17 protein-coding genes are annotated in these 20438 nt (G+C 72.5%); 11 read left to right on the top strand and 6 right to left on the bottom strand.

Translation table 11 applies throughout. The features are described 5' to 3' along the window. Positions 1 to 6: 6 nt before the first annotated feature. Complete coding sequence (locus NDW01_RS15300; protein WP_252821025.1) at positions 7 to 1281, bottom strand: ABC transporter substrate-binding protein; 1275 nt, start codon at positions 1279 to 1281, stop codon at positions 7 to 9. Positions 1282 to 1355: 74 nt separating this feature from the next. Beyond that, positions 1356 to 2366, bottom strand: a complete 1011-nt coding sequence (locus tag NDW01_RS15295; protein WP_252784762.1) for a LacI family DNA-binding transcriptional regulator — start codon at positions 2364 to 2366, stop codon at positions 1356 to 1358. Positions 2367 to 2784: 418 nt separating this feature from the next. On the opposite strand from NDW01_RS15295, the gene NDW01_RS15290 reads away from it, so the two are divergent. Both NDW01_RS15290 and NDW01_RS15285 read left to right on the top strand, forming a co-directional pair. Then, positions 2785 to 4320, top strand: a complete 1536-nt coding sequence (locus tag NDW01_RS15290) for a hemolysin family protein (RefSeq protein ID WP_454923417.1) — start codon at positions 2785 to 2787, stop codon at positions 4318 to 4320. Then, positions 4308 to 5324, top strand: coding sequence for a CNNM domain-containing protein (locus tag NDW01_RS15285; RefSeq protein ID WP_252821021.1), 1017 nt, complete (start codon positions 4308 to 4310; stop codon positions 5322 to 5324). Before NDW01_RS15290 ends, NDW01_RS15285 begins: the two co-directional genes overlap by 13 nt. A gap of 9 nt (positions 5325 to 5333) precedes the next feature. Here the strand turns inward: NDW01_RS15285 and NDW01_RS15280 are convergent, their stop codons facing one another. After that, positions 5334 to 6500, bottom strand: coding sequence for a glycosyltransferase family 4 protein (locus NDW01_RS15280; protein ID WP_252821019.1), 1167 nt, complete (start codon positions 6498 to 6500; stop codon positions 5334 to 5336). A gap of 289 nt (positions 6501 to 6789) precedes the next feature. On the opposite strand from NDW01_RS15280, the gene NDW01_RS15275 reads away from it, so the two are divergent. After that, positions 6790 to 7365: a hemerythrin domain-containing protein gene (locus NDW01_RS15275; RefSeq protein WP_252784759.1), complete on the top strand. Its 576-nt coding sequence runs from the start codon at positions 6790 to 6792 to the stop codon at positions 7363 to 7365. Between the two features lie 364 nt (positions 7366 to 7729). Here NDW01_RS15275 and NDW01_RS15270 read toward each other — a convergent pair whose 3' ends face one another. Then, positions 7730 to 8656 carry a sensor histidine kinase gene (locus tag NDW01_RS15270; protein WP_252821017.1) on the bottom strand — a complete coding sequence of 309 codons (927 nt, stop codon included), beginning with the start codon at positions 8654 to 8656 and terminating at the stop codon, positions 7730 to 7732. 318 nt (positions 8657 to 8974) lie between these two features. Between NDW01_RS15270 and NDW01_RS15265 the strand changes: the two genes are divergently transcribed. From NDW01_RS15265 to NDW01_RS15240, 6 genes are all read left to right on the top strand, one after another. Then, on the top strand, positions 8975 to 9358 hold the full coding sequence (locus tag NDW01_RS15265; RefSeq protein WP_252821015.1) for a hypothetical protein: 384 nt from the start codon (positions 8975 to 8977) through the stop codon (positions 9356 to 9358). A gap of 198 nt (positions 9359 to 9556) precedes the next feature. Further along, entirely contained in the window at positions 9557 to 9718 is a 162-nt protein-coding gene (locus NDW01_RS15260; protein WP_252784756.1) for a hypothetical protein, read from the top strand. Between the two features lie 38 nt (positions 9719 to 9756). Further along, a complete protein-coding gene (locus NDW01_RS15255) occupies positions 9757 to 10239 on the top strand; it encodes a cation:proton antiporter regulatory subunit (RefSeq protein ID WP_252821013.1) in 483 nt (160 codons plus the stop codon). Positions 10240 to 10245: 6 nt separating this feature from the next. After that, positions 10246 to 11421 carry a cation:proton antiporter gene (locus NDW01_RS15250; RefSeq protein ID WP_252821011.1) on the top strand — a complete coding sequence of 392 codons (1176 nt, stop codon included), beginning with the start codon at positions 10246 to 10248 and terminating at the stop codon, positions 11419 to 11421. Between the two features lie 82 nt (positions 11422 to 11503). After that, the gene (pgm, locus tag NDW01_RS15245; RefSeq protein WP_252821010.1) at positions 11504 to 13150 is read left to right on the top strand and encodes a phosphoglucomutase (alpha-D-glucose-1,6-bisphosphate-dependent); all 1647 of its coding nucleotides are present in this window, start codon (positions 11504 to 11506) and stop codon (positions 13148 to 13150) included. Between the two features lie 194 nt (positions 13151 to 13344). Then, positions 13345 to 13869: a hypothetical protein gene (locus tag NDW01_RS15240; RefSeq protein WP_252821008.1), complete on the top strand. Its 525-nt coding sequence runs from the start codon at positions 13345 to 13347 to the stop codon at positions 13867 to 13869. A gap of 13 nt (positions 13870 to 13882) precedes the next feature. On the opposite strand, the gene NDW01_RS15235 is transcribed toward NDW01_RS15240, so the two are convergent. Continuing rightward, positions 13883 to 14323: a winged helix-turn-helix transcriptional regulator gene (locus NDW01_RS15235; RefSeq protein ID WP_252821006.1), complete on the bottom strand. Its 441-nt coding sequence runs from the start codon at positions 14321 to 14323 to the stop codon at positions 13883 to 13885. 142 nt (positions 14324 to 14465) lie between these two features. On the opposite strand from NDW01_RS15235, the gene NDW01_RS15230 reads away from it, so the two are divergent. Continuing rightward, the gene (locus tag NDW01_RS15230) at positions 14466 to 15320 is read left to right on the top strand and encodes an SDR family oxidoreductase (protein ID WP_252821004.1); all 855 of its coding nucleotides are present in this window, start codon (positions 14466 to 14468) and stop codon (positions 15318 to 15320) included. A 103-nt stretch (positions 15321 to 15423) separates the two neighbouring features. On the opposite strand, the gene NDW01_RS15225 is transcribed toward NDW01_RS15230, so the two are convergent. Further along, positions 15424 to 16893: a cellulose binding domain-containing protein gene (locus NDW01_RS15225; protein ID WP_252821002.1), complete on the bottom strand. Its 1470-nt coding sequence runs from the start codon at positions 16891 to 16893 to the stop codon at positions 15424 to 15426. 438 nt (positions 16894 to 17331) lie between these two features. On the opposite strand from NDW01_RS15225, the gene NDW01_RS15220 reads away from it, so the two are divergent. Beyond that, positions 17332 to 20208: a glycoside hydrolase family 2 protein gene (locus NDW01_RS15220; RefSeq protein WP_252821000.1), complete on the top strand. Its 2877-nt coding sequence runs from the start codon at positions 17332 to 17334 to the stop codon at positions 20206 to 20208. Positions 20209 to 20438: the final 230 nt, after the last annotated feature.

Below are 20438 nucleotides of genomic sequence, written 5' to 3'. Positions count from 1 at the left end.
ACGCGGCTACGGCGTGATGAGCTGTCCGAGCTTGTTCTGCAGGTCGGCCAGCGCCTGGTCGGTGGTCGACTTGCCGGTGAGGGCCGAGTAGGCGGCCTCCTCGATCGCGGTCGTCACGTCGTTGTAGCGCACGACCTGCGGCCGGGGCTTGGCGTTGAGGAGAGACGCCTTGAGCGTCGGCAGGTAGGGGAACTTCTTCTGCAACTCGGGGTCGTCGTACAGCGAGGCCAGGGTCGGCGCCTCCGAGGACGCGATGAGGTTGGCGCGCTCGGTCTGCTCGCTGGTCAGGTACTTGATGAAGTCCAGCGCCGTGGCCTTGTTCGGGGCGAACTGGGAGATGGCCAGGTTGTGACCGCCGAGGGTCGGCGCGCCCGGGCCGTTCAGACCCGGCAGCGGGGCGACGGCGAACTTGTCGACGACCTTGGAGTCACCCTTCTTGTTCGACAGGGCGTACGCGTACGGCCACTGCCGGTAGAAGAGGAGGTTGCCCTTCTCGAACGCGCGCCGGGACTCCTCCTCCTTGAAGCTGATGGCCTCCTTGGGGATCATCCCGCTCTTGAAGCCGTTGACGAGGAAGTCCAGGCCCTGCTTGGCCTGCGGGGTGTTGACGTTCGGCTTGCCCGAGTCGTCGACGACCTGGCCGCCGGCGCTGTTGACGGCCTCGGAGAAGTTGACCGTGAGGCCCTCGTACTTCTCGAACTGGCCGGCGTAGCAGTTGAAGCCCTTGATCTTGCTGCAGTCCTGCTGCATCTCCGCCCAGGTCTTCGGCGGCTCCTTGATGCCCGCCTTGTCCAGCTGGTCCTTGCGGTAGTACAGCAGACCGGAGTCGGTCTTCCAGGGGGCGGCGTACAGGTTGTTCCGGTACTCACCGGTCTTAACCGCCGCGGGCAGGAACTTCGACAGGTCGAACTGGTCCTTCGGCAGCTGCGCGATCCACCGGTTCGCGGCGAACTCCGCCGTGTTCACCACGTCCAGGTTCAGGACGCTGTACGCGTTGGACTTGGTCTGGGCGTTCTGCACCATCTGCTGCCGCTGCGCGTCCGCGTCCTCGGGCAGCTCGATGATCCGGGCCTGCTCCTTCGGGTGCTGCTGGTTCCAGGTGTTGACCAGGTTCTGCAGGTTGCCCGACGTGTCCTTGCCGGTCGCCAGCGTGATCGGCCCCCGGCCGGTCAGCGCACCGCCGCTGCCGCCGGACGCGTCCTTCTTGTCGTCGCTCTTGCTACCGCCACAGGCAGCGGCGACCACGGCGACGCTCGCCGCGATGACCGCGAAGCGGGTCATTCTCGAAACGGATGCCACCTTCACTCCATCCTGAGGATTTCTTCGGTACTGCTGCCGGAGACCCCCGGCCCTCGTCACTCCCGTGCCACGAGCTCTGGGCGCAACATCACCCCCTCGGGCGGGGAATCACTGCCCTGAACACGTGTCGTCAGCAGGCTGACGACACGGCGCGCCACTTCGTCGAGCGGTTGCCGGATGCTCGACATCCGAGGCGAGATCAAGGTCGCCGCCGGCGAGTCGTCGAAGCCGACCACCTCGACGCGCGGGCGGCCCTGCGCGTCGAGGCCGCCGGCGAGCCTGGCCCCGACGGCGTGCGTGTCACTGCCGCAGACGAAGGCGGTCGGCGGCTCGGGCCGCGCCAGCAGCCGCTCGGCCGCCTCGGCGGCGACGGCGACGCCCTCGGCGCACACGCCGATCAGCCCGTCGGTGTCCAGGCCGTGCCGGCTCATGGCCCGCTGCCAGCCCCTCCGCCGCTCGTCGCCGAACCCGGTGCCCTCGGGCCAGCCGAGGTAGGCGATGCGCCGATGCCCGCGGCCGATCAGGTGGTCGACGCCCTGCGCGATGCCGTGCGCCCCGTCGACGTCCACCCAGGTGTACGGCCCGTCCTCCTGCCCCCAGGGCCGGCCGAAGCAGACGAAGGGGATGCGGCGCTCGGCGAACCACGGCAGCCGCCGGTCCCGCGCCGACACGTCGGCCACCACGAAGCCGTCGACCGTGCCGGTGCGGATCAGGTCCTCGTAGGTCGCGAGCTCCTCGTCCACGGCCGTCGGGGCGAACAGCAGCAGGTGGTAACCGGCCGACCCGGCCGCCACCGTCAGCGAGTAAAGGAAACGGTCGAGGAAGTTGCTCACGCCGATCGGCGCGGGGATCTTCAGGCCGATGCACCGGCTGGCACGTTCGCGGAGGTTCTGCGCCGCGCGGTTCGGCCGGTAGCCGAGCTCGTCGATCGCCTGCCGTACGCGCTCGGCGGTCTCCGGCGCCACGCGCGCCGGGCGGTTCAGCACGTTCGACACGGTCTGGCGGGAGACTCCGGCGGCCGCGGCGACATCGGAGATCGTCACTCCGTTGGCGTCTCGACCGCTCATTCTTTCCCTCGCGTTTCGCGAAATTCCTGGTGACCGGGGCGATTTGATCGTTCAAATTGCCACCACGCGAGAAGTCGTGTCAAGCAGATGTCCAACACGTTTCCGGCTCGTTACACGGGCGTGTTGGTACCGAGTCCAAGCGGCTCGCACCCTCGGGTCCGAGCAACTCGGAACCCCCCGAAACAGGGCGTTTTCTCCCTTGGACAGGACGATGCCACGAGGAACGCGTTCTCGGAAGAGGGGTAGGACGGCCGATCCCGGGCAGGGCCTCCGCCGGCCGCCCGGGACGTCCGGCGATCCGTCCGGGAACACCGGGGCGGAGTCCGGTCGTTCCGGCTGTACGACCGACAAGAGGGGGGATGTGGGTGTCCGCGGCGCCGGACCCTTCCAGTCCTGGGGCGGCGGGGGCACCGCCGTGGTGAGCGCCCTCGCCGGAATCGCCGCCATCCTGGCGTTGACGGCCGCGACCGGGTACTTCGTCGCCCAGGAGTTCGCCTTCGTCGCCGTCGACCGCGCGACGCTCGGCGCGCAGGCCGAGCGCGGCGACGCCGGGGCCCGGCGGGCCCTGGCCGTGACGAACCGGCTGTCGTTCATGCTGTCCGGGGCGCAGCTCGGGATCACGGTGACCGCGCTGGTCGTCGGCTTCATCGCCGAGCCCGCCACGTCCCGGCTGATCGCTCCGCTGCTGCGGCACGCGGGCCTGTCCGCGGGTGCGGCCGGCGGCGCCGCGGTCGTCGCCGGGTTCCTCCTGGCGACCGCGGTCCAGATGGTGCTCGGCGAACTGCTGCCCAAGAACCTGTCGCTGGCCCGCGCCGAGCCGGTCGCCAAGGCGCTCGCCGCCTCGACCCTGGCCTACCTGACGGCGGCGGGCCCGGTGATCAGACTCTTCGACACGGCGGCCGCCCGGCTGGTGCGGCTGTTCGGGGTCGAGCCCGTGGAGGAGCTGCACCACGGCGCGACGCTGGAGGAGCTCGGCGACATCATCGGCGAGTCCCGCCGCGCGGGCCATCTCCCGCCGGACCTGTCCGACCTGCTCCAGCGCGCGCTGACCTTCCGGGACCGTACGGCGGCCGAGGTCATGGTGCCGCGTCCCGACGTCGTCGCCGTTCCCCGGTCCACGACCGTGACCGAGCTGACCGACCTGGTCGCCCGCGCCGGCCACACCGACTATCCGGTGTGGGGGCGGGACATCGACGACGTCATCGGCGTCGTCGGAGTGCGGGAACTGGCCGCGCTCGACGTCGCCGGCCCGCCCGGCCCGCCCCGCCGGACCGCCGCCGACGCGCCGGGTACGGGCACGCCGGGCGCCGGCACGGGCACGGCCGGCACGGGCACGGCCGGCACGGGCACGGCCGGCACGGGCACGGCCGGCACGGGCACGGCCGGCACGGGCACGGCCGGCACGGGCGTGCCGGGTGCCGGACGCACCGTCGAGGCGGTGATGCGCCCCGCGCTGCTCGTCCCGGACACCCTCGAACTGCAGGCGGTCACGGCGCGGATGCGCGAGGCCGGTCAGGAGTTCGCCGCCGTCGTCGACGAGTACGGCGGCCTGGCCGGGATCCTCACCTTCGAGGACATCGCCGAGGAGCTCGTCGGTGAGATCGCCGACGAGAACGACGCCGCCGCGGCGGATCCCATCCGCGGCGACGGGGTGTGGGTGCTGGCCGCCGGCACCCGGATCGCGCAGGTCCGGGACCTGACGGGGCTCGCGCTGCCCGCCGGCTCCGCGTACGACAGCCTCAGCGGGCTCGTCATGACGCGGCTGCACCGCCTGCCGCGCGCGGGCGACCGGATCGAGGTCGAGCTCGATCCCGAGCACGGCCCGCCGGGACGCGCCGCGATCGAGGTCATCGCCGTACGCCGTCGTGTGGCCCGGACCGTACGGCTCCGCGTCCTCCCGCTCGCCACCGCCGCCCCCGGGGCGACGGAGGAGGAGGTCTCGTGGGCCCGCTGACCTCCGCCCTGGTCACGCTCCTGCTGCTGGCGGGCAACGCCTTCTTCGTCGCCTCGGAGTTCGCCCTCGTCGCCGCCAAACGCCCGCGCCTGGAGCGGGCGGCCGCGCGGGGCGGCGCCGCCGCCCGGGCCGCCGTCGCGGGGATCGACGAGCTGTCACTGATGCTGGCCGGCGCGCAGCTGGGGATCACGATGTGCTCGCTGGGGCTCGGCGTCGTCACCGAGCCGGCCTTCGAGGTCCTGCTGGACGCGCCGCTGGCGGCCGTCGGCCTTCCGGAGTCCGCCGCGCGCCCGGTGGCGTTCACCCTGGCGCTGGGCGTCGTGACCTTCCTGCACATGGTGGCCGGGGAGATGGCGCCGAAGTCCTGGGCCATCGCCCATCCCGAACGCTCCGCCCTGGCCCTGGCGATCCCCTTCCGGGTGTTCGCCCGGCTGTCACGCCCGGTCCTCGCCGTTCTGGGCGGAGTGACCGACGGCCTGCTCCGGCTCTGCGGCGTACGGCCGGGCGCGGAGGCGGACCCGCCGGCCGACCCGCAGCGCCTGTCCCATCTGATCGGCGAGTCTCGCCGGTTGGGGCTGATCGACCGGGCCGAGCACGACCTCCTCGGCCGGGCCATCACCACCCGGCAGGAGGGCATCGACCATCTGGTCGTGCCCGCCGAGCGGGTCACCACGGTTCCCGCCGACGCCGCACCCGAGGAGATCCGGCGGGCCTCCGCGGCGAGCGGGCACACCCGGTTGCTCGTCCGGGACGGCCGTGCCCGCGTCTCCGGGCTGCTGCACGTACGAGACGCCCTCTCCCCCGGGCCGGACGGCCGGACCGCCGGCGACATGACCTACCCGGTCCCGACCCTCTCCCTGGACACCACGGTGCTCGCCGCGGTCAGCGCGCTGCGCCGCGCCCGCGCGCAGCTCGCCCTCGTCGCGACGCCGGAGAACCCGTTCATCGGCATCGTCAGCCTCGACGACCTGCTCAGCGAACTGCTCGCCGGCAACCCCCACTGACGACCGGCGTCATTTCCGCCACTCGTCGATGTGCAGGACCGAGCCCGGGCCCGCCGCCGGCGTCCTCCTCAGCGGGAGGTCGCCGTGGCCGGGCTCGGCAGCCGGACGAACCGTCATCGGCAGCACGTCCGCGGTGCCCGGCGTCTCCTCCGGGACCATCGCGTACACCGGCACCTTGATCAGCAACAGGATCAGCGCCGCGGCCCCGGTGCCGGCCGCCGCCAGGGTGAGGACGCCGGGCAGCCGGGCCGCGGTGACTCCCACGCCGCAGAGCCCGGCCAGGCCCGCGACGGCGAACAGGGTCAGGGCGACCTGCGGGACGGTGAGCCCCATCGCGCGCAGCCGGTGCGCCGCGTGATCGGTGCCGGCGGTGAAGCAGGACAGTCCGGCGCGCGGGCGCGCGATGACGACGAGGCAGGTGTCCACGGTGGCGACGAAGGTGAACAGGAGCAGCTCGGCCAGCCTGGCGCCCGCGCCGCCCGGCACCCGGACCAGTACGGTGGCCGCCGCCAGGATGAAGCCGATGAACAGCGAGCCCGCGTCCCCCATGAACATCCGCGCGGGCGCCCAGTTGTGCACGAGGAATCCCAAGCATGCCGCGGAGAGCGTGATCAGCAGCAGCGCCAGGCCGCTCCGGCCCTGGAGGTAGGCCGCGCCGGCGATGAGGCAGCCGACCGGGACGGCCACCGCCGCGGCCGCCCCGTCCATGTTGTCCAGCAGGTTGAAGGAGTTGGCGAGGACCACGACCCACGTCACCGTCGCCACCGGGTCCGTCCAGTGGCCGAAGACGCCGATGCGGCCTCCGGCCAGGACGACCGCGGTGGCCGCGCCGACCTCGACGGCCAGCCGGAGCACCGGATGCGTCGGCCTGAGGTCGTCGAGCAGCCCGACCAGCGCGACGACGACGCCGGCCACGACGAGGACCGTGACCCGCCGGTCCCAGTAAGGGATCGACACCGCGCCCCCCGTCAGCGCGGCGACGGCGATCGCGACCCCGCCGAGGTACGGCGTCGGCCGGTCGTGGGCCTTACGGACGCCCGGCCGGTCGACGATCCCGCGCCGCAGGGCGTACCGGCCGAGCCCGGCGCTCAGCATGTCGGCCAGCACGAGCGCGGCGAGGGCCGCGCCCGCCGCCGTCAGCCACGGCGGCACGGCCGCCCGCTCTCGACGACCCACCTGATCGTGCCGGGCATTGTGCCCCTCCCGAGGTCGGACGACGGCCCCTGTGGACGGACGCCACCGTCCGTGACCACTCCGGGAATCAGGCTAGAGATCGTCGATCAAAACCAGGGTCGCCCGACCTACATGATCGAAGAAAGTCCGGCCGGTCCTCCCGGGCTCGGCGGCCGATCCTTTCCCGCCTTTCACCCCGCGCCGTCCGGCCGGGGACCGCGTTTAACCAGGTCGGCACCGGAAATGTCGCAATAGGCACATACGGGGAACACAGGGGGGAAGGTACCGCGAGATGACTCAGCGACCTGAGACGATGCCGGAGAGAGACGCGATCGACCTGCTGATCCGCCAGCACGAGGAGATCCGTCGCCTGTTCGAGGACGTCGACCGGAGCACGGGCCACGCCCGCGAGGAGGCGTTCGAGAAGCTCTGCCGCTTCCTGGCCGTGCACGAGACGGCCGAAGAGGAGGTCGTGCACCCCTTGGCCCGCCGGGTCATCCCCGACGGCGACCGGGTGATCGACGCCCGGCTGGAGGAGGAGAACGAGGGCAAGCGCGTCCTGCAGGCCCTGGAGAAGATGGGCACCTCGGCCGCCGGCTTCGAACCGCTGTTCGCCGAGTTCCGCAAGTCCGTCATCGAGCACGCGGAGAACGAGGAGCGCGAGGAGTTCACCCGGCTGCGCCAGATGGGCGGCACCGAACTGCGCGGCCTGGCAGCGGCGATCAAGGCGGCCGAGGCGATGGCGCCGACGCACCCGCACCCGGGCGTGGAGTCCGCCGCCAAGAACATCCTCATCGGTACGTTCGCCTCCGCCGCCGACCGGACGCGGGACGTGGTGCGCAAGGCGCTCGGCCGCGAGCGGAAGTGACGCGGGGTGATTCCGCCCCTGGGCGGTGAACGATTGTTTACTATTTGCGCTCTTGACGCTACTGTCCGTTACCGGCACAGTTGAGGGGACCGCGCAATGCGGTCGTTTCGGAAAGCGATGGCACTTTCATCGCCGGTCGTCTGACTCGGTCGCCGTACGGGCTACCGGGCCGGACTCGGCGAATCCGGGTCAGGCCTTCCCGGAAGGGCGATCGGGAGACGATCCCGATCGCCCGTCACGGCCGGTCGCGGCACTCCCCCATCGGTCGTGGCTCTTCAGCCCTCCCCGATCGGTCCTGGTCCTTCAGCCCTCCCCGATCGGTCGTGGATCTTCGGCCTTCGCGGCCGGTCACGGCTCTTCGCGATCAGCGGTTCACGGCGAAATGGGCCTGGACGCGGGTGCCGTCGTCGGAGCGGGCGATCCGGACGAGGTCGGCGACCTGGTTGACCAGGAGGAGGCCGCGCCCGCCGTGGGCGTTGGCGGGCACCGGTCGCCGTCCGGCCAGCGGATCGGCGAGCCGACCCTCGTCGCTGACCTCGCAGACGACGTATCCGGGCAGCGACCATACGCGGAGCGTGCCGCGGCCACCGCCGTGCACGATCGAGTTGGCGGCCAGCTCGTTGACCGCGAGCTCGAGGTCGAGGAGGCGGTCGCCGGTGAGACCGCGCCGGGCGGCCTCGGCCGTGGCGAAGAGGCGCACCTCGCCGAGCGCGTCGGCGTCGAAGTCGAGGGCCGCCGTGTCCACGGGCTCGGGGCCCACGTCGTTGTACACCTCGATGACCTTCTCTGGATCGAAGTCGGGACTGAAACGCTCGACGCCGCGTTCGATGAGGACCGGGTGGGTGAGAGCCGCGTCCGCCAGCGCCCGCCGATCGAGTGCCGTCGCGTCGTAGGGGCAGAGGATCGTGACCGCGCGTCCGGCGAAGGCCAGGTTGATGAGGGCCTCGTGCTGGGCGCAGGCGGGGTACTCGGCCGCCGAGCGGCCACGCCAGATCGGCTCGCCGATGATCCGCACCCGTCGTCCAGGGTGCGCGTCGGCGAAATGGCGCAGGACACCGGGGATGATCCGGCCCGGATTGCGTCCGGCCACGCTCATGTCGATGAGCCGCACCCGCCCGGCCGCCGTGCCGAGGCCGGCGCGCAGCAGCGCTAGCCGGTCACCGGGAACGGCGATCGCGACCGGCTCACCGGCGTCGAGACCGCTTCGCACGAAGGGCAGCGTCCCGGCGAGGTACTCCCGCTCACCGCGGTACATGAGTGCCGGGTGGGAGAAGGGGGTGGGGATGCTCATCCCGGTACCTCGCTCGTCGGCCACTGAGCAACACTACCGTGAGGTTACGGCTGAACGACCAGGATAAGGCGGCCTCCGCACCACTCGCCGGGCCGTCCCCCGGGCCTCGTCCCGGAGGGCTCGCGGGCGCCCGGTCCGGGAGTGCGCCGCTCACGTCCGGGCCCCGCCCCCGCGCGGCCGGTCCCCGGGCCGGTCCGCCCGCACGTCCGCGGGCCGTGATCCGCGGCCGAGCCTCGCACCGGTCCACGGCCGGGTCCGCGGATTCCCGGTAGGGTCGAGGTCAGGTGGACGGCTCCGGCCAGGTGGGGAGGGTGTGCGGTGTCCGGTGAGCGGGCGCGCCGGCGGATTCCGGCGATCCTCGTCTCACTGGTGCTGTTCCTCGGTGTCGGAGGCGGGCTCGGCGCCGCCTCGTCCTCCTCCCCGGACGCCCGTCCCCTGACCGCCGCGGTCGCGGCGACCGCTCCCTTCGCCGGCGTGAGTCCCGCCGCCGAGCACGGCCGGCACGCGCCCCGGCTCGGCGAGCACCGGCAGACCGGCAAGGCGCCGCTGAGGGCGGCGGGCCCGGAGGGCGCCTCCGTGGCGGCCGGGCTGCCCGTCTGGTGGCGTGGGCCGCACCGGGCCTCCTCCCGTACGCCGGCGGGTGACCTGCCGGCGCGGGGCGGCCGGGCGCCTCCGGTCCTCTCCCCGTACGCGTCGGCGTAGCCGCACGGTCGCGAACCGCGCCGTCGGTCGCCGGCGCGCGTGTGCCCGGGCGTCCGCCGCCCGGAAGACGGGCGTCCCCGCCGCGTGACGGCGCGCGCCCGTTCCCCGACCGTTCCCTGTCCGCGGGCGGCGTGCGCGTGCCGCCGTCCCGTGGGCCGCCGGTGTGCCGCATCGGCGTTCCGACGTGGAGAGACGACCGTGACCTACCTGTTCCTCGCCATCGCCGTCTTCGTGCTCGGCGGTGTGCTCCTGCTCGGCTCGATGTTCCGCCGCGACGACGCGCGTCTCGGCCTGCCCGCGCTGGCGGTGCTGATCATCGCCACCGTGATGGCGATGGTGTACGCCGCCCTCGACCAGTGATCCCCCTGCCTCCGATCGACGAGCCTGAGAGGACTCTCGTGGAGATCGAACGCACCTCCCTCCCCGGAATCGGCCTGCAGCACGTGTTCACGACGGCCCGCGGCCGCCGCGTCGGGATCGTCTCCCACCACAGCGGCCGGCGCGACCTGGTCGTCTTCGACCGGGACGACCCCGACACCGCGGCGACGACGATCGTGCTGACGTCGGAGGAGGCCGGCGCGGTCGCCGAACTCCTCGGCACCGCCCGCGTCGTCGAACGCCTGGCCGAACTGCACCGTCACGTCGAGGGCCTGGTCAGCCGGCAGGTCCCGATCACCGCCGGTTCGCCCTACGACGGACGGCCGCTCGGCGACACCCGTGCGCGGACCCGCACGGGCGCGTCGATCGTGGCCGTCGTCCGCGGCGGCGGTGTGGTCGCCAGCCCCCGCCCGGACTTCGTGTTCGAGGCGGGCGACATCGTCCTCGTGGTCGGCACCGCCGACGGCACCGCGGCGGTCGCCGCGCTGCTCGGCACGCGGTAGCCGCCCGTGCACTCGACGACCCAACTGATCGAACTCGGCGCGATCATCCTGGGCCTGGGGCTGCTCGGCGCGGTCGCGGTCCGGTTCTCCGTCTCGCCGATCCCGTTGTACCTCCTGGCGGGACTCGCCTTCGGATCCGGCGGCGTGCTCCCGCTCACGACCAGCGAGGACTTCGTCTCGGTCGGCGCCGAGGTGGGCGTGATCCTCCTGCTGTTCACCCTCGGCCTCGAGTACACGGCCGACGAACTCGTGACCACCATGCGGACGTCCGCGCCGATCGGCCTGTCCGACCTGATGCTGAACGCCGTCCCGGGCGTCGCCGCCGCTCTCCTGCTGCACTGGGGCCCGGTCGCGGCGGTGGCGCTGGGCGGCATCACGTACGTCACCTCCTCCGGGATCACCGCGAAGGTGATGGGCGACCTGGGCCGGCTCGGGAACCGCGAGACTCCCAGCGTGCTGTCGGTCCTGGTCTTCGAGGACCTCACGATGGCCGCGTACCTGCCGATCCTCACGGCGCTGCTGGCCGGGGCCGGTCTGCTCGGCGGCGTGGTCGCGCTCCTGGCCGCCGCCGTCACCATCGGCCTGATCCTGTTCGTCGCGCTCCGCCACGGCGAGGTCGTGCAGCGCTTCGTCGCCAGCCCCAGCCGGGAGGTGCTCCTGCTGAAGGTCCTCGGACTCACCGTCCTGGTGGCGGGGCTCGCCCAGCAGTTGCAGGTGTCGGCCGCCGTCGGGGCGTTCCTCGTCGGCATCGCGCTGTCCGGGCCGCTCGCCCATGACGCCCGGCAGCTGCTCAGCCCGCTCCGGGACCTGTTCGCGGCGGTGTTCTTCGTCTTCTTCGGACTGCACACCGATCCGGCGGACCTGCCGCCGGTCGCCGGCGTCGCGGCCGTCCTGGCGATCGCCGGGGTGGTGACCAAGCTCGCCACGGGGTGGGTGGCGGCCCGCCGGGCGGGTGTCGGCCCGGCGGGCCGGCTGCGCGCCGGGACCGCGCTGGTCCCCCGCGGGGAGTTCAGCATCGTCGTCGCCGGCCTGGCGGCCGGCGCCGGCACGAACCCGCGGCTCGGGCCGCTCGCCGCGGCGTACGTCCTGATCCTCGCGGTCGCCGGGCCGTTGCTGGCCCGGAGCGCCGACTCCCTGGCCCGCGCCGTCGCCCTGGCCGGCGCCCGCGGGCGCCGGCCGTGACCCGCGTCGGTTACCTTCCTGGCGCTGGGACAGACTTGGAGAACCGAACGTCGACGGCCCGCGAGGGCCGAAGGAGTGACCGATGGCGCATGAGCGTGCGGGGCGGCCCGCGCAGCCCGAAGACCTGGTGGACGTCGCGCGGCTGGTGACGGCGTACTACGCGTTCCGACCCGATCCCGCACGGGTCGAGCAGCGGGTGGCCTTCGGCACGTCGGGGCATCGCGGATCCGCGTCGAACACCGCGTTCAACGAGGCGCACATCCTGGCCACCAGCCAGGCCATCTGTGAGTACCGCGCGGCCCAGGGGGTCGACGGGCCGCTGTTCCTGGGCATCGACACGCACGCCCTGTCGGAGCCCGCGCGCGTGTCGGCGCTCGAGGTCTTCGCCGCCAACGGCGTACGGGTGCTCATCGACAGCCGGGACGGCTACACGCCGACGCCCGCCGTCTCGCACGCCATCCTCACCTACAACCGCGGTCGCGAGTCCGGCCTCGCGGACGGCGTCGTCGTGACGCCCTCGCACAACCCGCCGGCCGACGGCGGTTTCAAGTACAACCCGCCGTCCGGCGGCCCGGCCGACACCGACGCCACGTCGTGGATCCAGGACCGTGCGAACGCGCTGATCGCCGAGGATCTCAAAGAGGTCAGGCGCATCCCGTACGCCCGCGCGCTCGCCGCGGACACCACCGGCCGCTACGACTTCCTCGGCGCGTACGTGGACGACCTGCCCTCGGTCCTCGACCTGGACGCCGTCCGCGAGGCGGGCGTACGAATCGGCGCGGACCCGCTCGGGGGCGCCGGCGTCGCGTACTGGGGCGAGATCGCCGACCGCCACCGGCTCGACCTCACGGTCGTCAATCCGCACACCGACCCGACCTGGCGGTTCATGACGCTGGACTGGGACGGCAAGATCCGGATGGACTGCTCCTCGCCGTACGCGATGGCCTCGCTGATCGCCCGCAAGGACGAGTTCGCGGTGTCCACGGGCAACGACGCGGACGCCGACCGGCACGGCATCGTCACGCCGGACGGCGGCCTGATGAACCCCAACCACTTCCTCGCGGCCGCCATCTCCTACCTGTACGCCCACCGGCCCGACTGGCCCGGTGACGCCGGCGTCGGCAAGACGCTCGTCAGCAGCAGCATGATCGACAGGGTCGCGGCCGGGCTCGGCCGCCGCCTCGTCGAGGTGCCGGTCGGGTTCAAGTGGTTCGTGCCCGGTCTGCTGGACGGCTCGCTCGGGTTCGGGGGTGAGGAGAGCGCGGGCGCCTCGTTCCTGCGGCGCGACGGCTCGGTGTGGACCACCGACAAGGACGGGATCCTCCTGGCCCTGCTGGCCTCGGAGATCACCGCGGTCACCGGCCGGTCCCCCAGCGAGAACTACGCCGACCTGGTCACCCGGTACGGCGACCCCGCGTACGCGCGGGTCGACGCGCCCGCGTCCCGCGAGGAGAAGGCGGTCCTCAAGAAGCTGTCGGCCGAGCAGATCACCGCGGACACGCTCGCCGGCGAGCCGATCACCGCGGTGCTCACCGAGGCGCCCGGCAACGGGGCGCCGCTGGGCGGCGTGAAGGTCTGCACCGAGAACGCCTGGTTCGCCGCCCGGCCGTCCGGGACCGAGGACGTGTACAAGATCTACGCCGAGTCCTTCCAGGGCCCGGACCACCTCGCCCGCGTCCAGGAGGAGGCCCGCGACCTGGTCAACGCGACGCTCGCCGCCGCCTCCTGACCCGCCCCCGCGCCTCCGACCCGGACGGCACGCCTCCCGGCCCGGACCGCGCGTGCCTCCGGCCCAGGCGCCACGCCCCCTGAGCCGCACCGCGCGCCTCCCGGCCCGGACCGCGCGCCGGCGCGACGGGTCCGCCTCCTCGCCGAGGCTGCGCCGCGACGCCCGCCCGGGGCGTCGCGGCGCAGAATGAACGTATGAGCGAACCATCGACCGCGTACGGGGACAACCCGACGCTGCCGGCCCTGCGACGGCACTTCGAGGACCTGCGGGACGGCACCCACGGCGGCGTGGAGGCGCGGGCGGACAAGGAGGAGCGGTTCGCCGACACGGTCGTGCTGCTCGCCCCGTACGCCCGGCGGGTGCTGGCCGAGATCGACCGTTCCCTGCTGGAGGGGACGGGCCGCGTCGACGAGTCCGGGCTGTGCCGGACCGAGGACGGCGGCCTGGCCGCGTCCTGGACCCTGTCCTGGCCGGAGCAGCGCGCGGCGGGCGTCCGCCCGATCACGCTGGAGGCCCACTTCGAGCGGGGTTTCCACCATCCGCACCTGCGCGGCGCGACGGTGGGCGAGTGGCCGCTCAACGTCTTCACCGACCAGCAGGCCGCCGCGGAGGTGTGCACGATGCGCGCCATCGCAGCGGCCGACCTGCACAACCTCGTCTTCCAGCGCGACTACCGCCTGGTGCCCGCGATCACCCGTCCGGGCCCGCGCGACGGCTGAGGGGCCCCCGCCGTCAGCCGGTGGACCTGGCCTCGTCGTAGCGGGCCTGCGCCGCCATCACCTCGGGCATGCGGGCCTCCAGCCACTCGATGACGCCCAGGAGCCGTTCGGCGGCCTCACGGCCGAGCGGGGTGAGGCTGTACTCCACGCGCGGCGGAATGGTCGGCTCGGCCTTCCTGAGCACGAAGCCGTCGCGTTCGAGCGCCTGGAGGGTCTGGGCGAGCATCTTCTCGCTCACGCCGTCGACCCGGCGGCGCAGCGCGTTGAATCGGTACGTCCCCTCGCTCAGCGCGCCCAGCGCGAGGATCCCCCAGCGCCCGGTGACGTGCCCGAGCGCCTCGCGGGAGATGCACCGGCCGGCGAACACGTCGAAGACGATGTCGCCGTAGGCGTCGCAGGCCGCTCCGCCGCCGGGGGCGGGGGTCGGCGATCCGTCAGTCGCGCCGCTGTCCATGGCGCCCAGCATACTTCTCCACCGCACTGACCTCACGCCAGGTACTCACTCACAGATTGCACTGTGAAAAAGTTAGTACTACCGTCGAGGCATGCTCACCTCGGGCCCTGCGGCCGAGGTTCTTTCGAAGCGGGAGACTCTTATGATCATCGTTACCGGCGCCACCGGTCAGCTCGGCCGTCTGGTGATCGACGGGCTGCTGGAGAAGGTGCCCGCGGACCAGGTGGTGGCCGCCGTGCGCAGCCCGGAGAAGGCCGCCGACCTCGCCGCGCGCGGCGTGCAGGTCCGCGAGGCCGACTACGACCGTCCCGAGACGCTGCGCCCCGCGTTCGAGGGAGGGACCAGGCTGCTGCTCATCTCCGGCAGCGAGGTCGGGCGGCGCGTCCCGCAGCACGCCGCGGCGGTCCAGGCGGCGCAGGGCGCCGGTCTCCCGCACATCGTCTACACCAGCGCGCCGCACGCCGACACCTCGGTCCTCGGCCTGGCCGCCGAGCACAAGGCGACCGAGGAGATCATCCGCGAGACGGGGCTGACGTACACGCTCCTGCGCAACAACTGGTACAGCGAGATGTACGTGCCGGCGATCACCCAGGCGGTCGAGACCGGCGCCGTCATCGGCGGCGCCGGTGACGGGCGGATCGGCAGCGCCACCCGCGCGGACTACGCGGCCGCGGCGGTCGCCGTGCTGACGGAGGCGGGCCACGAGAACCGGATCTACGAGCTCGCCGGGGACGTGGCCTGGAGTCTCGGCGACCTCGCCGCCGAGATCTCCCGGGCGTCCGGCAAGGAGATCGTGTACCGGAACCTGCCCGCCGAGGAGCACCGCGCGGCCCTGATCGCGGCCGGTGTTCCCGAGGCGTTCGCCGACGTGCTCGTCGACGTCGACCGCGGCATCGCGACCGGGGCGCTGGCCGACACGCCGGGCGACCTGAAGGCCCTCATCGGCCGTCCGACCACCCCGATCGCCGACACCGTCGCGGCCGCGCTCGCCGGCTGAACGGCGCGCGGGCCGGTTCCGTCGGCCGGACACCGGCCCGCGCGGGTCTCGACGAGGCCCCGCCCGCCTCAGTCGGCGGCGGCGCCTCCGTGGCGGCGGCGCGTCAGTTGGTGGCGACCAGGTGGTCCCGTAGGCCGACGCCGTAGGAGGTGGGGGTGCCGTCGTAGGAGCTGATCAGCGACGGGCCGCTGCTGCAGTCCCAGGTGTTCCACGTCCACCCCAGGTATCCGACGGCGTGCGCGTCGGCCCAGTTCATCAGCGTGTCGACGAAGCCGTGCGAGCAGTCGTTCTCCCCGATCTCGCTCAGCGTCAGCGGCACCTGCGCGGCCACCGGAGCGAGCTGACCGTCGTAGCAGGACGTGCTCGAGCAGCTGTTGAAGTTGTAGATGTGCGCGAACGCCGCGAGGTTGTTCTTCGGGTCGGTCGGCCGGTACTGCAGCCATTGCGTCAGGTCGTTGGAGTAGGCCAGCCCGCCGACGAGGATCACGTTGGTGGCGCCCGTCGCCCGTACGGCGTTCACGAGGCTCTGGAAGCCGGCCACCTGGTAGGGGATGCCGGAGCAGGTCCCGCCGTCCCGCCAGCAGGTCCAGCCGGAGGTCTCGCCGCCGGTCGCGCGCTCCGGGTACGGCTCGTTGAACAGGTCGAAGACCACCGCGTCGTCGCCCTTGAAGGCGTTCGCGACCCCCGTCCAGAACGACGGCGCGTACTGGGCGTCCGGCATCGGCTTCTGGCAGGTGGCGTGGACGTCCGAGCAGCCGGACGAGGGACCGGTGTAGGTGCCGTAGTTCCAGTGCATCTCGACGATCGGGGTGATGCCGTGCGCCTCGAGGCGCGACACGAATCCCTTGACCTCGGTCTGGTAGGCCGTCCCGCCGTACCGCGAGTCGATGTTGCTCAGGCCGAGCCAGCACTCCTCGTTCAGCGGGATGCGGACCGCCGTGATCTTCCACGCGACCATGGCGTTGATCGACGCGTCGTCGACCGGGCCGTCCCAGATCCCGCGGCCCTGGACGCACATGAACTCGCCGCCGGAGCGGTTCGCCCCGCGAAGGCGTACGGTCGCGCCGCTCGCGGTGACGAGCCTGTTGCCGGAGACGTGCAGCGCGGGCGCGGGTCCGGTCGTGCCGCCTCCACCGCCACCGCCACCGCCACCGCCACCGGAGCCCGAGCCGTTGCACACGGTGCCGTTGATGGAGAAGGACGTCGGGTCGGTGTTCGTACCGGTGTAGGTGAAGTTCGCGCCGATCTGGGTGGTGGCGCCGTTCGCCAGCGCGCCGTTCCAGCCGGCGTTGGTGACCGTGACGTTCCTACCGCTCTGGGACCACGTGCCGCTCCAGCCCTGGGTCAGCTTCTGGTCGCCCGCGTAGGCATAGGTCAGCGTCCATCCGCTCAGCGCGTCGCCGAGGTTCTTGAGGGTGATGGTGGCGCTGAAGCCCGACCCCCAGTCGTTCTTCGCGTAGGTGACGTCGCACGCCACGGCGGCGTGCGCGGTGCCCGTGCCGGTGACGAGGCCGACCCCGCAGATGCTCAGCAGGAAGGCCACGAGGAAGGAGATCGCGCGTCGAGGTCGCATTGACGGCTCCATGCGGGTGGTGGGAGATGACGTGGGAGCGCTCCCAATCCGAGCGAAGGTAACCCCGGGGACCGGAGCCGGGGAAGGCCTTTTCACGGCCGTTCACGCCGGAGACCTCGCAGGTCCGGGCATCGGGCGGTCCGCGCCCCGCGGGTACGCTGGCAGGAACGCGCGGCGGCGCCGTCCCGGCTCGGGGCCGTCACCGCCGCCACCGATCCGACGCACGCGACGGCGCGGCCCCTGACGGCGGGCGCTCTTCCCGCGCCAGGGCCGTTCACCCGCGCCGCCCGGCCCCGGGAGGCGCCCGGAACCGATCCGCGCGACGGCCGCTGTCCACTTCCGGCCATCGTTAATGTTCCTAACAATAAATCGTTAAGGTGATTAACGATCACGCACGGGACACCACCGGATGCGATCCGACGATCCTCAGGAGGCGCCGTGACCAGGTTGAGGTCACATCCGATCATCCTGGCGGCATGCGCCCTGCTCGCCGTCGCCACCCCGGCCGCGGCGGCCGCCCGCCCGGCCTCCCCCGCCGGTGGCGCGGCGCGGGCGGCCGGCACACTCCCCGCGGACCAGGGCACACCGCCGCCCGGCACGGCCTCGGTCACCACCTCCGCCACGCCCTCCTCGGCGACCGACCTGAACACCGGCTGGAAGATCCAGTCCTCGGCCGTCGCCGGCGGGTCGGGCGCGGCGATCTCCCGGCCCGGCTACGCGACCACCGGCTGGCTGCCGATCAGCCGCCCCGAGACGCTGATGGCGGGCCTGCTGGAGAACGGGCGCTACCCGAACGTCTTCTTCTCCGACAACCTGGCCAAGGTCCCCACCGACCAGTTCACCCCGAACTGGTGGTACCGCGAGCAGCTCACCGTCCACCCGCGGCGTGACGGCCGCACCGTTCTGATCATGAACGGGGTGCTCGGCACCGCGGACCTGTGGGTCAACGGCATCAAGGTCGCCGACCGGTCACAGCTGCAGGGCGCGTACGGCCGGTTCGAATATGACATCACCCCGTACGTCCGGGACGGCCAGAACGCCATCGCGCTCGACATCGCCAAGAACGCCCCGAAGACGTACCTCACCGACAGCACGCTGGACTGGAACCCGCCCGCGCCGGACCAGAACACCGGCCTGCGCTTCGCGCCGCAGCTCGCCCAGGCCGGCCCGGTCGCGCTGCGCAACGTGCACGTCGTCCAGCACAACGCCGCCGACCTCGCCAGCTCGGACCTCACGGTCAAGGCCGACCTGCGCAACGACACGAACACCGAGCAGAAGGCGCGGCTGGACGCCACGATCACCCACGGCGGCACGCGGATCGCCGTGTCGGCGAACGCGACCGTCCCCGCCGGGTCCACCCGGACGGTGACGCTGACGCCGGCGGACCACCGGGCGCTGCACCTGAGGCACCCGGCCGTCTGGTGGCCGTACCAGCTCGGCGGGCAGCCGCTCTACCACCTGACCGCGACCGCGAACGCCGGCGGCGGGGTCTCCGACCGCACGGACGAGGACTTCGGCATCCGCACCGTCACCTCGCACCTGACGCCGGTCAAGGCGGGCACCCACACCACGCACGGCTCGCGGCAGTTCGTCATCAACGGCGTCCCGCTGGTGATCCGGGGCGGCGGATGGTCGCCGGACATGTTCATGCGCTACTCGCCGCAGAACATCCGCGACCAGCTCGCCTACGTGAAGAACCTGGGCCTGAACACCCTGCGCTTCGAGGGGAACCTGCCGCCCGACGACATGTTCGCCCAGATGGACCGCGCGGGCATCCTGGCCATGCCCGGCTGGCAGTGCTGCGACCGGTGGGAGGACCCGTCGTCGAAGTGGCCGGACGCCCTGAAGGAGAACGCCGGCGTCCAGGCGGCGCACGTGGCGCGATGGCTGCGCGACCATCCGAGCGTCTTCGTGTTCTACCAGGGCAGTGACGAGGCGCCCGACGCGGCCAAGGAGGCCATCTACCTGAAGGCGTTCTCGGCGGCCGACTGGCCGACGCCGCAGGTCGCCGCCGCGGAGTACAAGTCCTCGCCGCAGCTCGGCCCGTCCGGTAACAAGGAGGGCCCGTACAACTACGTCCCGCCGGGCTACTGGTGGGCGAACGGACCGGAGACGGTCGATCCCGGCGACCCGACCTTCACGAACGCGGGGAGCGCCTGGGCGTACGACACCGAGACCAGCGCCGGCAACACGGTGCCGACCCAGGACTCGCTGAACCGGTTCCTGACCGCGGCGGACCAGAAGAAGATCTGGGACCTGAGCACGACGAACGGTCCGGGGACGGGCCCGGACATCTTCCACGTGTACCAGAAGTACACGAGCTACACGAAGACCGCCCGGATGGGGCAGTACAACACCCCGCTGTGGAACCGCTACGGCCACTGGTCCGACATGGCCTCCTACCAGCGGATCGCACAGATGGGCGGCTACGAGGTCACGCGGGCGCAGTTCGAGGCCTACCTCGGGCACTTCAAGGACCCGGTCAACCCCAGCACCGGCGTCATCTACTGGATGATGAACAAGGCCTGGCCGTCGCTGCACTGGAACCTGTACAACTACGACTTCGACCAGCCCGGCGTGTACTTCGGCGCGAAGAAGGCCGGCGAGCCCGTCCACGTCATGTACGACTACGCCGACGGCTCGATCAGGGTGGCCAACCTGACCAACGCCCGGCAGTCGGGCCTGACCGCCACGGCGCGGTTCATCGACCTGAACGGCACGGTCCGGGCGACGGCCCGGCAGGCGGTGCCCGCGCTGTCCAGCCAGGACGTACGGACCGTGCTGACGCCGAAGGTGCCGGCGGGGATCTCCCGTACGTACTTCCTGGAGCTGACGCTGACACGGCCGGGCGCGACAGTGAGCCGCAACGTCTACTGGCTCTCCACGAAGCAGGACGAGGTCGACTGGTCCAAGTCGCTCGGCCAGGGCTTCGGCGCGGTGTTCAAGCCCGGCGGCTACGCGGACCTGACCGGACTGCAGAGCCTGCCCGCCGCGAACGTCAGGGTCTCCGCGTCGACGCGCCGGAACGGCGGAGAGGCGACCACCACGGTGACCATCCGCAACGTCGGTTCCAAGCCGGTGCCCGCGGTGTTCACCCGCGCCGACGTCCGCCGGGGCACGTCCGGCGGCCGCGCGCTGGGCGGTGACGACCAGGTCCTGCCGATCGAGTGGAGCGACAACGCCGTCACCCTCTGGCCGGGGCAGAGCCAGACGCTGACCGCGCGGTACCGCGTCGCGGACCTGCGAGGCGCGGCCCCGGTGGTCGGGATCACGGGCTGGAACCTCTCCGCTCTCACCGTGCCCGCACGCGGCTGATACCGTTCGCGACTTATTTCGCACTGTCCGGAATCGTGACCGGATCCGGACAATCGACACCGCCCGGAGGCGCGTGTCCGGCGGAAATGGCGGCTCTGCGAGGACGCCGTTCCGTCCGGCCCGCCCTCTGGGCGGTTCCGCACACCCCGCCTGACGTGGCCTGACGGCGGCTCGCCCCGCGCGTTCGGCGCCATCGGGTGACGGCGCCATTCCGCTCCGCTAAGACGATC

This window comes from Actinoallomurus soli (assembly GCF_024055715.1).
GTDB lineage: Bacteria > Actinomycetota > Actinomycetes > Streptosporangiales > Streptosporangiaceae > Actinoallomurus > Actinoallomurus soli.
The sequence above is the reverse complement of the archived record's forward strand: the minus strand, read 5'-3'. Positions and strand labels throughout refer to the sequence as shown.

Coding starts and splice junctions, on each gene's coding strand:
- NDW01_RS15300 (WP_252821025.1), bottom strand. CDS start 1,281: ATGACCCGCTTCGCGGTCATCGCGGCGAGCGTCGCCGTGGTCGCCGCT.
- NDW01_RS15295 (WP_252784762.1), bottom strand. CDS start 2,366: ATGAGCGGTCGAGACGCCAACGGAGTGACGATCTCCGATGTCGCCGCG.
- NDW01_RS15275 (WP_252784759.1), top strand. CDS start 6,790: ATGACTCAGCGACCTGAGACGATGCCGGAGAGAGACGCGATCGACCTG.
- NDW01_RS15270 (WP_252821017.1), bottom strand. CDS start 8,656: ATGAGCATCCCCACCCCCTTCTCCCACCCGGCACTCATGTACCGCGGT.
- pgm (WP_252821010.1), top strand. CDS start 11,504: ATGGCGCATGAGCGTGCGGGGCGGCCCGCGCAGCCCGAAGACCTGGTG.
- NDW01_RS15240 (WP_252821008.1), top strand. CDS start 13,345: ATGAGCGAACCATCGACCGCGTACGGGGACAACCCGACGCTGCCGGCC.
- NDW01_RS15235 (WP_252821006.1), bottom strand. CDS start 14,323: ATGGACAGCGGCGCGACTGACGGATCGCCGACCCCCGCCCCCGGCGGC.
- NDW01_RS15230 (WP_252821004.1), top strand. CDS start 14,466: ATGATCATCGTTACCGGCGCCACCGGTCAGCTCGGCCGTCTGGTGATC.
- NDW01_RS15225 (WP_252821002.1), bottom strand. CDS start 16,893: ATGCGACCTCGACGCGCGATCTCCTTCCTCGTGGCCTTCCTGCTGAGC.